Source organism: Stenotrophomonas sp. STEN035, assembly GCF_056759935.1.
Window position 1 is genome coordinate 1 of record NZ_JBRRDY010000059.1, and the last position, 12,679, is coordinate 12,679.

The window sequence follows — 12,679 nt, forward strand, 5'->3', positions numbered from 1 at the left end:
CCCCCCACGCCCTCCCCACCCCCCACCACCCGATAAACGCGTCCGCCCCCCCCTCCCCCGGCGTCTCCCGCCCCCCAACCCCCCCCCCCCCCCCGGCCCCCCCCACTACATGCGCAACCGGCCATCCGACTTATCATGGCTGCATGAAGACTTATCTCGTCGGCGGCGCTGTCCGCGATTCCCTGCTCGGCCTGCAGGCCGGTGACCGTGACTGGGTGGTGGTCGGTGCCACGCAAGCGCAGATGGAAGCGGACGGCTTCAAGGCCGTGGGCAAGGATTTCCCGGTATTCCTGCATCCGCTCACCGGTGAGGAATACGCACTGGCGCGCACCGAGCGCAAATCCGGCCGCGGTTATCGCGGCTTTGTGGTCGATGCCGATCCGTCGGTGTCGCTGGAAGAGGATCTGCAGCGCCGCGACTTCACCATCAATGCCATCGCCCGCGATGAGGAAACCGGTGAGCTGGTCGATCCCTGGGGCGGCGTTCGCGACATCGAACAACGTGTGCTGCGCCATGTCGGCCCGGCCTTCGTCGAAGACCCGCTGCGGGTACTGCGTGCGGCTCGCTTCATGGCCCGCTTCGCCCCACTCGGTTTTACCCTGGCACCGGAAACCGCCGCATTGATGCGCGATATGGCCGCCAGCGGTGAACTCGATGCTTTGGTGCCGGAACGCATCTGGCAGGAACTGCGTCGCAGCCTGACCATGAAACAACCCTCCGCCTTCCTGCGCTGCCTGCACGACACCGGCGCGTTGGCGGTGATCCTGCCAGAGGTGGACGCGCTGTACGGCGTACCGCAACGCGCCGAGTTCCACCCGGAAGTGGATACCGGCGTGCATCAGGAAATGGTCAGCGACATGGCCGCACAGCTGGCCCCTGGCGACGACCTGATCGGCTTCGCCGCCCTCACCCATGATCTGGGCAAGGCATTGACTCCGACCGACGAACTGCCGCGCCACATCATGCATGAGCAGCGCGGCCTGAAGCCGCTGGCCCAACTCTGCGAGCGCCTGAAGATTCCGCTCGACCATCGCCAGTTGGCAGAAGCGGTCTGCCGCGAACACCTCAACGTGCATCGCATCGACGAGTTGCGCGACGCCACCGTGCTCGAGCTGATCCAGCGATGCGACGGTTTCCGTCGCCCCGAACGCATCGCACAGATGGCCCTGGTCTGCGAATGCGACAAACGCGGCCGGCTCGGATTTGAAGATAGCGACTACCCGCAGCGGGCAACCCTGCAACGCCTGCATGCCGCTGCGCTGGCCATCAACGCGCGCGATATCGCCACCGAAGGCCTGCAGGGTCCCGCCATTGGCGAGGCCCTGAAGAAGGCGCGCATCGTTGCGATCAACAAGGCCCGTCAACACGTTGCGTCCTGACACGGCAATCAAATCGTGTTCATGCGATGCGTATACGTGCACTTCCCAGGCCAACGACTTCCACCAACCGAAGGGCAACAGGCGGTGGACCCGCTGAACCCGTCAGAAGCCGCTCGGCCTGAAGCATTGCACTTCAGGCCGGGCGAATAGCCAAGGGCTGCAGCCAACACCGCCGCCCACTGCCGATCGTGGGATCAGCACGGCTGCAGCTGGCTCGCTGCTTCATCCGCTGTCTGCGCCGTTGCTTCTTCTTCCTGCTCAACGGCAGCAGCCGGCGGCTGCACGCTCTGCGCAGGGGTTTCCGTCGCGACCTGCGCCGCGGCCTGACTTGTGTCACCACCACCGACAACCTGCATCCATTGCGGCAGCAACCGGGCGAACTGCTGTGCGCAGTCGGCGACGTAGCGCGCGCGGACGTCGCGAACACCTGCGAAATCGTCATCCGCCCACGTGGGATAGGTCTGCACAACCGGCGTTGGCGTGCAGGTGAAGTTTCCGTACCATTCCGACCCCTTCACGAAACCCCGCGATGGTGACCTCAAAGCGATACGCGTGCTGTAGCGCAGCTCGTACGGCGTGTCTGTCTGGTCAAGCTCCTGGTACATCAGTACCCAATCACTGCCTTGCAGGTCGACGATAAGCGGCTGGTCGATCACCCGCTGCGGATTGTCCGCCTGCCACTGCTGCACCTGCGCACGCAGCGCGTCCTGCAGGACATCCTTGCCCGGGTTTGGGATCTCCTTCATCCGCTCGCCATGCAGCTGATTCTTGCCGAAGCCCATCGCGCCACCACCCAGCAGGCCTGCCGCAATCTGCAGGCCAATGGCACGCCCGGTGTGTTCGCGCCTGACCACGCGCAGTTCCGCATCGCCTGTCTGCCGCCCTTTGGCACCCGCGCCAACGCTGAACTCGTAATTGAAACCGGGCGCCGCTTCAGGCTTCTTGGCGTGCGCATTGGTCATGGCCAATGCCAACAGCGCCACGCCCATCATTGCTGGATAGTGCTTCATGTCATCCCTTTCATGCTTTCAACAGATTTACCCCGCCATGTTCCGGGCGGTTTGGCAACGTGCCAAGCATGAATTATGCCGGTTCCCACACGGCCGATGCACCTGAAAAAAGGCATGTGCAGGCGTAAGATAGTCAGCGATTACCTGCAGCGGGCAAGCCCGCAACGGCCTTTGGATGTTGTAGGAGCGGCGTAAGCCGCGAAGCCAACGATGCAAAAGGCACCGTTCGATTGTGCAATTGCAGCTGCTGCGGTTGGCGATGTATCACCAGCTTCGCGGCTTACGCCGCTCCTACAACCAGCCGCCTCAGATTTTCAGATAGATCCTACGCCGGTCCATCCACGCCATCGGCAACCACCACAGGGCGACGAAGCTCAACGCCATCACCAGCGAAGCAAACTGCGCGCCGCCCAGCGGGGTCAACCAGCGGTTGAACAGGTGTTCCCACAGCCAGTTCCAGCTACCGGTGGCCATCATCGCCAGCACCATCGCCGAAGAGCCCGCATACGCGGTGATCGCGTTGACACCGAAGCGACGCCCCAGTGGCGGCCACTGCCGGCAATCGATCAGGATGTGCGCCAGCCATAGTCCGGCGAACGCCCAGCCGCCAGTCCACAACACGTACGACGAGGTCCACAGATTCTTGTTCAAGGGCAGCCACTGCGCCCACAGGCCGCCGGCAACCAACAGCAACACAGCCCCTGGCAGCAATCGCCATGGACGTTGTCGCAGCAAAGCACCGGCACGCAGACCCAGCAGGGTCGAAGCCAGTGCACCCAGCGTGGACACCATGCCTTCCGGATCATGGCCATGACCGGCAACCGGATCGTACTGATACAGCAGCGCCCCGAACAACGCCGTATCCACACGGCTGCTCAGGTTGAGCCAGGGCTCCAACGAGCCACCTGCCACCAATAGCGCAGCGTAGCCGGTCAACAACACGCCGATGCACAACCACTGCAGCCGCGGCTTCAACCAGATCGCCGCCATGCCAGCTGCGGCGAAACACAAGCCAATGCGTTGCAGCACACCCCATGGCCGGTAGTGCGCCAGGTCCAGCCACCACCAGGCAAGAAAATGCAGCAGCAGGCCCAAACCGAGAATGCGGCCGGCGCGGATCAATACCGTGCGTGCCAACGCACTGCGATCAGCGCCCTGCTCCACCCGCGGTACCACGCCCAGCGCAATGGACACGCCGACGATCACCAGGAAGAACGGAAACACCAGATCGGTTGGCGTGCAGCCATTCCACTCCGAATGCCGCAGCGGCGCGTAGACGTGGCTCCAGCTGCCGGGGTTGTTGACCAGCAGCATGGCCGCCACGGTGATGCCACGCAGGGCATCCACCGAGGCATAACGGATGGCTTTATTCATGCCTGAAGTCAATCGCGCTGACCGGCAATCCAGGTGCCCCGTACCTGCAGATCGGTATCCAGCAGGACGAAATCGGCCTGGTAGCCAACCGCAATCTGCCCGTAACGATCATCCAGACCCAGGAACTGCGCCGGATACGTCGATGCCATGCGCGAAGCCTCGGCCAGCGAGAGACCCAACAAACCAACGGTATTGCGTACCGCAGTGATCATGTCCAAGGCCGAACCAGCCAAGGCACCAGCGGCATTGCGGACCACGCCATCAACGGCGGTGATGGTCTCGCCATACAGCTCGAACGCCGGGTTGTCCGAGCCCACCATTGGCATTGCATCGGTGACCAGGAACACCTTGCCGCGCGGCTTGGCCGCCAACGCCACGCGCAGGCTGGCCGGATGCACGTGTACCCCATCGACGATCACCCCGCACCAGCTGTCGGCATCTTCCAACGCCGCGCCGACCGCGCCGGGATCACGCCCCTGCAACGGCGACATCGCGTTGTACAGGTGGGTGAAACCGGTGATGCCTGAATCAAGCCCGGCGCGGATTTCGTCGTAGGTACCGGCGGTATGACCGGCAGCAACGATGGCGCCGTTGGCGACCATCTGCTGGATCGTCTCCAGCGGTACGCGCTCGGGTGCCAATGTGATCAGGGTGACGCCATTGTCCAGCGCCGTCGCCATGCGTACTTCATCGGCATCCGGCACGCGGAACTTGCCTGCATCGTGCGTGCCCTTGCGCGCCGGTGCGATATACGGGCCTTCCAGATGGATCCCGAGCACGCCCGGCACCTTGGCCGCAATCGCCTCGCGGGTGGCCTGCACCGCACGCGCCATCACCTCGGCATCGTCGCTGATCAGGGTCGGCAGCATGCCGGTGGTGCCGTAGCGGCGATGCCCGGCCACCATCGTGCGCAGCGCATCGACGTCGGTCTGGTTGTTGAACAGCGCACCGCCGCCGCCATTGACCTGGGCGTCGATGAAACCGGGCAGCAGCCAGCCGCCGCCCAGGTCCACCTGCGCATCGGCCGCGGCAACCGCCGGGTCATCGCTGGCGACGACCGCAGTGATGCGGCCGTCTTCGGTCAACACCGCGACATCGTCACGGAAGTTCTCGCCGGCAAGTACCCGGCCATTGCGCAGCGCGGTTTTCATCAGACCGTTTCCGTCACCTTGTTGAGGTGCGGCGGCAGGTCCGGGTTGTTGCCACGGCGCAGCGCCAGTGCGTTGATCGCGCGGTAGAAGCTCTGGATGGTGAGCAGCGGTGCGCACAGCGGATGCGGAGCAGCAGCGGTCGGCAGGTTGCCGCCCTCACCGGTCAGCCACACCTGCGCGCCGCGTGCAGCGAACTCTTCGGCCACGGCACGGGTGCCGGCGCCGGTTTCGTCGGGCTGAGCAAAGGCAAGTACCGGGAAGTCGCGGCCGACCAGCGCCATCGGGCCGTGCTTCACTTCGGCCGAGCTATAGCCTTCGGCGTGCAGGCCGCAGGTTTCCTTGAACTTCAGCGCGGCTTCCTGCGCTGCAGCCAGGCCGGGGCCGCGGCCGAGCACGAACAGATTGTGCGCATCGACCAGACCGTCGGTCACCGCTGTCCAGTCGCATGCCCATGCCTCGGACATCGCGGCCGGCAATGCATCCAGTGCGGCGATCAATTCCGGATCGTTCTTCCAGTACGCGCCCAACTGCAGGATTGCAGCCAGCGACGCCAGATAGCTCTTGGTCGCGGCGACACTGCGCTCGACGCCGGCGCCCAGCGGAATGACCGTTTCGGCCAGCAATGCCAGCGGTGAATCCTCGACATTGACCAACGCCACCACGCGCGCTCCGGCGGCCTTGGCAGCCTCGGCATTGCGCAGCAGATCGGGACTCTTGCCCGACTGCGAGATCACGATGTACAACGCGCCACGCAGCTGCAGCGGCGCTTCATAGACCGAGCCCACCGACGGCGAGGCCGAGGCGGTGACCAGGCCGAGCTGGGTTTCGAACAGATACTTGGCATAGGTTGCCGCGTGATCGGAACTGCCGCGTGCGCAGGTAACAACGAACGGTGGCGGGTTCTGGCGCAGGTCGGCGGCCAGGGCCTGCACCACGTCGCGGTTACGTGCGAACTGGGCGGCGATGACAGAGGCGCTTTCCGCGGCCTCGTTGAACATCAGGGTTTCGGTTTCACTCGGCAGTGCCATGGATCGTTACTCGGATAGGTCGGGGGGAGATGAAGGAGGTCGCGACGGCTGCTGGCGCAGCGGTGCGGTGGAACCACGTACCACCAACTGCGGTACGAAGCCCTGGTTCTGCAGCTGTGCCGGGCTGTCTTCGTAGGCATCGGTACGCAGCTGGCTGATCAACAAGCGCGCAGCATGGCGGGCGATGTCGCCGGTGGCCTGCTTGGCGGTGGTCAGTGCCGGCCATGACTGCCGCGAGAACGGGCTGTCCTCGAAGCCGGCAATGGACAGGTCGTAAGGCACGTTCAGGCCGGCCGAATTGGCCGCAGCCAGCACGCCAGCGGCGATTTCGTCGTTGGAGCCGAAGATGGCGGTAGGCGGTTCACGCAGCGCGAGCAGGCGGCGTGCACCACGGAAGCCATCGTCAAAGGTGTAGTCGCCCGGGATCACCAGGTGCTTGTCCAATGGGATGCCGTAATCCTTCAGCGCCGCTTCGTAGCCGGCGTAGCGCTCGCCGCTGGAACGGTGCGAGGTGCCGCCCCACAGGAAGCCGATGCGCTGGTGGCCGAGTTGGATCAGGTGCTCGGTGATCTCGTAGGCGGCATCGCGGTCATCGACGAACACGCAGGGGCCATCGCCCGGGTCTTCGGTAGCGGCGATGATGCGTACGGTCTTGATGCCGCGCGCATTGAGCGCGGACACCAGTTCCGGGCGCTCGGACATCGGTGCGGTCAGCACCAGCCCGGCCAGACGCGAACGCTGTACCCAATCGGCCAATTCCTCGGCCAGCATCGGCGAGGTCGAATCGCAGGGATGGATCTGCAGGCCGAAGCCAGTCTCGCGGCAGGCCGACAACACGCCGTTCTGCACCCCGATGATGTGGTACGGATTGGGGTTGTCGTACACCAGCCCGATGACAAAGGTGGTGTTGCTGCGCAGGTTGCGCGCGGACGGATCGGGCTCATAGTCCAGCTCGGCCACCGCGCGCAGGACGCGCGCGCGGGTGGCCTGCATCACCGAAGGCTCGTTGTTGATCACCCGCGAGACGGTCTTCAATGAGACCTTGGCACGCTCGGCGACATCCTTGATGGTGGGTCTACGCATTACCGGTTCCCGCGTTGGCTCGATTGCCGCCATGATGCTTGATTCAGGCGCCACGTGCCTTGCCCGCGTTATGACCTACGGTGCCGAAGTACAGGATGTAGAGGTAGCAGGGGATCATCAGCGCGGCGAACACCAGCTGGAAGTGTTCCGGGTACGCATGCTTGAGCAGGGCAAAGGCCTGCGGAATGATCGCGCCACCGGCAATACCCATCACCAGCAGGGCCGAACCAATCTGGGTGAAACGGCCCAGGCCGCGGATCGCCAGCGGGAAGATCGCCGGCCACATCATGGCGTTGGCAAAGCCCAGCGCGGCAACGAAGCCCACCGACACATAGCCGTGGGTGAAGTACGCGCCCAGGGTGAAGACCACGCCCAGCACCGCCGACACCGCCAGGTACTTTTCCTGCGAGATGAAGCGCGGGATGACCAACAGGCCGATCACGTAGCCCACCAGCATCGCGAACAGGGTGTAGGAGGTGAACAGCTTGGTCTGGTCCAGCGGCAGGCCGAAGGCATTGCCGTAGGTACCGATGGCGTCACCGGCCATCACTTCCACGCCGACGTAGACGAACAGACACATCACGCCCAGCCACAGGTGCGGGAACTGGAAGATGCTGCGCTTGGCGGCCTTGCCGTCGTTGGCCACGGCATTGGCCTGGTCCGGCTGCACTTCCGGCAGCGGCGAGAACAGCACGCCGACTGCAACCAGCAGCAGCACACCGGCAATCACCATATAGGGTGTGTGGATCTTGGCGGCGAAGGTATTGAGCAGATCGGCCTTGGTCGCGGCGTCGGCCGCCTGTACCTGGCTTTCCAGGTCGCCGATGCCGTGCAGCACGAAGGTACCGATCACCACCGGCGCGAGGATGCCGGCAATCTTGTTGCAGATGCCCATCAGCGCAATGCGCTGCGCGGCGCCTTCGATCGGCCCGAGGATGCTGATATAGGGATTGACTGCGGTCTGCAACAAGGCCATGCCGCCGCCGATCACGAACAGACCGGCGAGCGCGCCGCCGAACCAGCGCTGGGTGGCGAACTCGCCGAACGCCATCGCGCCGACCGCCATCACCGCCAGGCTCAAGGCCAGGCCCTTCTTCATGCCGGTGCGGCCGAGGATCCACGAGGCCGGCAGCGCCAGGAAGAAGTACGACAGGTAGAACACCATCAGTACCAGGAACGCAGACACCTCGTTTACGTCAAAGGCCAGCTTGACGAACGTGATCAACGGACCGTTGATCCAGGTACAGAAGCCGATGATGAAAAACAGCACGCCGACGATGGCAATGGACGACGCCATGCTGGTACGCGGCGTCGAGACGGGAACAGCAGACATGGGCAAAGCTCCTGCGGATGCGGGAGACGGATCGAGGCCGTCGGGCGATTACGTGGGAACAACGTTGTCACATATATGGTTTGCTGCGGACAAGTTTGTCAACAACGCGACCACGCCGGGCAATTCCGATGAATCATCAGGAATGCCCGGCAAGCCCGGAAGGATCAGGCTTTCGCCGTAAAACCCTGCAAGTTCAGCGCCTACACGCTATCGGATGCAACAAATGCAGGCACCGTAAGGTTTGCGCAGACACGCTGCGGCGCAGCATCGAAAGTTTCAATTATTCGTTGACATCGTTGTCAGAACGATTACAGACTCGCCCCCCAATGGTGCCCTTCCGGGCGCTCCGCCTCGCCATAGGGAAACCGAGTGACAGCTGTCGTCCCCCCACTGCAGACCACCCGCCTTGACCCCGCCTCCCGGCCCTTCTTCGCCGCCGACGTGGGTGGCACGCACGTCCGCGTCGGCCTGATCCGGGCAGCGGCAGCAAACGACCCGTCTATCGACGTACTGTCCTATCGCAAGTACCGGTGCGCGGACTACCCCAGCCTCAGCGCGATCCTGTCCGACTTCGCCAGCCACAATCCGCCGGTCGAGCACTGCGTGATCGCCACCGCCGGCTACGCGCTACCGGACGGCACGGTGATCTCGGCCAACCTGCCGTGGCCGCTGTCATCCACCCGCATCCGCGATGACCTGGGCTTTGCCGGCGTACATCTGGTCAATGATTTCGAAGCCGTCGCGCACGCCGCCGGTCACATCAACGCCAGCCAGGTGCTGCAGTTGACCGGCCCGGCCGAAGCCGAGCGTGGCCCGACCCTGGTGATCGGCCCGGGCACCGGCCTGGGCGCCGCGGTGTGGATCCCGGTCGGCAACCGCTCGGTGGTCCTGGCCACCGAAGCTGGCCAGGCCTCGTTGGCTGCGACCACCGAACTGGAAATGGCTGTGTTGCAGCAGATGCTGCAGGACCGTCCGCATGTGTCCATCGAACAGGCGCTGTCTGGCCCCGGCCTGCTCAATCTGTACAACGCGCTGTGCGCGGTGCGCGGTGTCGCACCGGTGCACACCACCCCCGATGCCGTCAGCGCCGCCGCCTGTGATGGCAGCGACCCGCTGGCCGTGGAAACCCTGCAGCTGTTCTGCGGAATCCTCGGCTCGACCATCGGTGACATGGCCCTGCTCTACGGCGTGCAGGGCGGCGTCTATCTGGCCGGCGGCATCCTGCCGAAGATCAGCCAATTTCTTTTGAACAGCACCTTCGTCGAACGCTTCCTCAACAAGGGGCCGATGCGCAAGGCGCTGCAAAGCATTCCCGTGAAACTGGTAGAGCACGGGCAACTGGGCGTCATCGGCGCCGCCAGTTGGTATCTGGAAAAGTCGGCCACGTAAGCCTTCAGCAGCATAAGCAACAGATCCACCAGCAGGACCCTGTAGTAACGCGGCACGCAGTGCCAATCAATCTTGATGTTGAGGAGAGACAACATGCATCGCAAGACAATGCTTTCGGCAGCCATCGTCAGCTGCCTCGCCTTCAGCGCACACGCGCAGGAAGCCTCCAAGAGCGCCACCGACCTGGACACCGTGACCGTCACCGGTATCCGCGCCAGCCTTGAAAAGTCGCTGGACAGCAAGCGCAACAACGACACCGTGTCCGAGTCGATCACCGCTGAAGACATCGGCAAGTTCCCGAACACCAACGCCGCCGAAGCCATGGCGCTGATCCCGGGCGTCACCATCGACCGCCGCTTCGGCCAGGGCGAGCGCGTCAGCATCGACGGCACCGACCCGAGCCTCAACCTGAGCTTCATCGATGGTCACCCGGTTGCCCAGGCCATCTGGCTGTACGGCGAGTCGCCGAACCGCGGTTTCGACTACACCATGCTGGCCCCGGAAGTGCTGGGCCGCCTGGAAATCATCAAGTCCTCCGAAGCCCGCCTGCCGGAAGGCAGCCTCGGCGGCACCGTGATGATGCATTCGCGCAAGCCGCTGGACATGGATGCCAATTCGGTCAGCGGCTCGGTCGGCTACAGCTACAACGACCAGGCCAAGAAGGGCGCACCGAACGTCTCGGTGCTCTACAGCTGGAAGAATGACGACTCCACCTGGGGTGTAAACGTTGCCGCCCAGCGCCACGAAGAAAAGGTCGATCGCCAGGGCATCGAAATCTTCGGTTACAGCACCGTTGCCGACTTCGCCGCAGTCAACCCGAACGTTGCCGCGCAGATTGCCAAGGGCGAGCTGCGCCCGACCGACAAGGTCGCGCAGGAAATCAACGTTGCCTACTTCCAGCAGGAGCGCAAGCGCGACAGCGCCCTGGTGAACCTGCAGTTCAAGCCCAACGATCAGTTCGAAGGCACCCTGAGCGGCCTGTACATCAAGGAGAACTTCGACAGCTACAACCAGTCGATGTACAACTTCATGACGCAGAACAACTCGTCCATGCAGGCCGTCGATTACTTCAATCCGACCGGCCCGGGCGGCTTCGTCACCGGCGGCCACACCAACGCCAACCCTGGCAGTGGCACCGGCATCATCTACGACAACCAGGTGCGCTTCTCCGAAGTAACCACCAAGGGCGTGGACCTGGACCTGCAGTACCGCGGTGATGGCTGGAAGCTGGGCGGCAAGATCGGCACCAGCAAGTCAGAGAACCCGAACATCAGCCAGTACCTGATCGAGCCGGTCTACAGCGGTGCCTACAGCTGGGACTACCGCAAGGGCTTCCAGGCCGACGACCAGGCCGCGTATTACGATCCGGCCAACTGGGGCAACATCTTCGGCAACAACGGCGTGTTCAGTTCCGAAGCCAAGGACAAGTACGCGCAGCTGGATTTCAGCAAGAACTTCGACGGCATCTTCAACCAGTTGCTGGTTGGCGTGCGTCGCACCGAGCACACGGAGAACTACGGCCTTGGCGTGTACGGCGGCGTGCGTACCGGCACCCTGGCTGACGTCGGCACCATCGGCAACACCAATCTGCTCGGCAGCATGGGCGGCGTGTACGGCAACACCAGCCACCACCCGCAGGTCGGCAAGGGCAACGTGGTCAGCTGGGTCCACGGCAGCCCGGTCAACTACTCCCGTTCCGACGCCTCCAGCCTGTTGAACAACACCTGGGAACTGGAACAGAAGACCACTGCCGCCTACACGCAGCTGAATTTCTCCACCGGCGCCCTGCGCGGTAACGTCGGCGTACGCTGGGTTCAGACCAAGACCGACAGCAGCGCCTATGTCTACGGCGACAACGTGCCGGTGCTGCCGGCGCCGGCCGAGTGGTGGCAGACCAGCAAGAGCAAGAAGAGCAACATGCTGCCCTCGCTCAACCTGGTCTATGACAATGGTGGCGACGTGGTGCTGCGCGCTTCGGCTGCCAAGGTCATCGCCTGGGCACCGTACAACCTGATGTCGAACAACCTGTTCCTCAACGACACCATGATGACCGGCTCGGGCGGCAACCCGGATCTGGACCCGTACAAGGCCTACAACTTCAACCTGTCGGCCGAGTGGTACTTCGCTCCGCAGTCGATCCTGGCAGGCTCGGTGTTCCTGAAGCAGACCCAGAACTACGTGCTGCAGACGCCGGGCAACGAGCGTCGCTACAACTCGATGCGTGACAGCAACCCGACCACCTGGTTGACCACGGTTGGCTCGCACGGCTGTACCGCCGACGGTTTCTGCGACTACAGCGTCACCCGTCCGCGCAATGCCGGTGGTGCCAGCGTCCGTGGCTTCAACGTCAACTACCAGCAGGCCTTCGGTGACACCGGCCTGGGCTTGATCGCCAACTACACCTACGCAACCGGCAATACCGATGCCGGCAACAACATGCCTTACCTGTCGCGCAGCACCGTCAGCGTCAGCCCGTACTTTGAAAACGAGCAGTTCAGCGCCCGTGTCAACTACAACTGGCGCAGCAAGTACGAAGGTGTTGGTTATGTCGCCGGCGCACCGGCTGCCACCACCGCCGCATATGCCGACCTGAGCGCGAGCCTGGGCTGGAACTTCACCGACAACCTGAGCCTGTCGCTGGATGCGATGAACCTGCTCAACGAGAAGTACCGCCAGTACGTCGCACAGGAAGAAGCACTGGCCGCGGAGTACTTCACCGGCCGCCGCTACATGGCCAACCTGCGCTTCAAGTTCTGATCCATCCCGGCAAGCAACATCGCCGGTTAGCGTGACCCGCCGGGCCTGGATCATTCCGGGCCCGGTTTTTTTTTGCTTCCCGGTAGTGCCGAGCCATGCTCGGCATTGCCTCTGCTCCATGTAGTGCCGAGCCATGCTCGGCAGGAGCTCTACCGACAACGCCTCTGCCGAGCAT

General features: G+C 63.8%; 9 protein-coding genes. 3 read left to right on the forward strand and 6 right to left on the reverse strand.

Translation table 11 applies throughout. The annotated features are described in order from the left end of the window. The first annotated feature begins 143 nt into the window (after nucleotides 1-143). The gene (locus tag ACVOLL_RS19960) at nucleotides 144-1,379 is read left to right on the forward strand and encodes a multifunctional CCA addition/repair protein (RefSeq protein WP_481514476.1); all 1,236 of its coding nucleotides are present in this window, start codon (nucleotides 144-146) and stop codon (nucleotides 1,377-1,379) included. A 194-nt stretch (nucleotides 1,380-1,573) separates the two neighbouring features. Here the strand turns inward: ACVOLL_RS19960 and ACVOLL_RS19965 are convergent, their stop codons facing one another. From ACVOLL_RS19965 to ACVOLL_RS19990, 6 genes are all read right to left on the reverse strand, one after another. Further along, on the reverse strand, nucleotides 1,574-2,389 hold the full coding sequence (locus ACVOLL_RS19965) for a hypothetical protein (protein WP_481514477.1): 816 nt from the start codon (nucleotides 2,387-2,389) through the stop codon (nucleotides 1,574-1,576). Nucleotides 2,390-2,695: 306 nt separating this feature from the next. Continuing rightward, nucleotides 2,696-3,763, reverse strand: a complete 1,068-nt coding sequence (locus tag ACVOLL_RS19970) for an acyltransferase family protein (protein ID WP_481514478.1) — start codon at nucleotides 3,761-3,763, stop codon at nucleotides 2,696-2,698. An 8-nt stretch (nucleotides 3,764-3,771) separates the two neighbouring features. Beyond that, nucleotides 3,772-4,914: an N-acetylglucosamine-6-phosphate deacetylase gene (gene nagA, locus ACVOLL_RS19975; RefSeq protein WP_481514479.1), complete on the reverse strand. Its 1,143-nt coding sequence runs from the start codon at nucleotides 4,912-4,914 to the stop codon at nucleotides 3,772-3,774. Beyond that, nucleotides 4,914-5,942, reverse strand: a complete 1,029-nt coding sequence (locus tag ACVOLL_RS19980; protein ID WP_481514480.1) for an SIS domain-containing protein — start codon at nucleotides 5,940-5,942, stop codon at nucleotides 4,914-4,916. The genes nagA and ACVOLL_RS19980 overlap by 1 nt, the downstream gene beginning before the upstream one ends. 6 nt (nucleotides 5,943-5,948) lie before the next feature. Next, complete coding sequence (locus tag ACVOLL_RS19985; RefSeq protein WP_481514481.1) at nucleotides 5,949-7,025, reverse strand: LacI family DNA-binding transcriptional regulator; 1,077 nt, start codon at nucleotides 7,023-7,025, stop codon at nucleotides 5,949-5,951. Between the two features lie 43 nt (nucleotides 7,026-7,068). Next, nucleotides 7,069-8,358, reverse strand: coding sequence for a sugar MFS transporter (locus ACVOLL_RS19990; RefSeq protein WP_481514482.1), 1,290 nt, complete (start codon nucleotides 8,356-8,358; stop codon nucleotides 7,069-7,071). 369 nt (nucleotides 8,359-8,727) lie between these two features. Here ACVOLL_RS19990 and ACVOLL_RS19995 point away from each other — a divergent pair, with 369 nt between their 5' ends. Next, entirely contained in the window at nucleotides 8,728-9,747 is a 1,020-nt protein-coding gene (locus ACVOLL_RS19995) for a glucokinase family protein (RefSeq protein ID WP_481514483.1), read from the forward strand. 93 nt (nucleotides 9,748-9,840) lie between these two features. Beyond that, nucleotides 9,841-12,504: a TonB-dependent receptor gene (locus tag ACVOLL_RS20000; protein WP_481514484.1), complete on the forward strand. Its 2,664-nt coding sequence runs from the start codon at nucleotides 9,841-9,843 to the stop codon at nucleotides 12,502-12,504. Nucleotides 12,505-12,679: the final 175 nt, after the last annotated feature.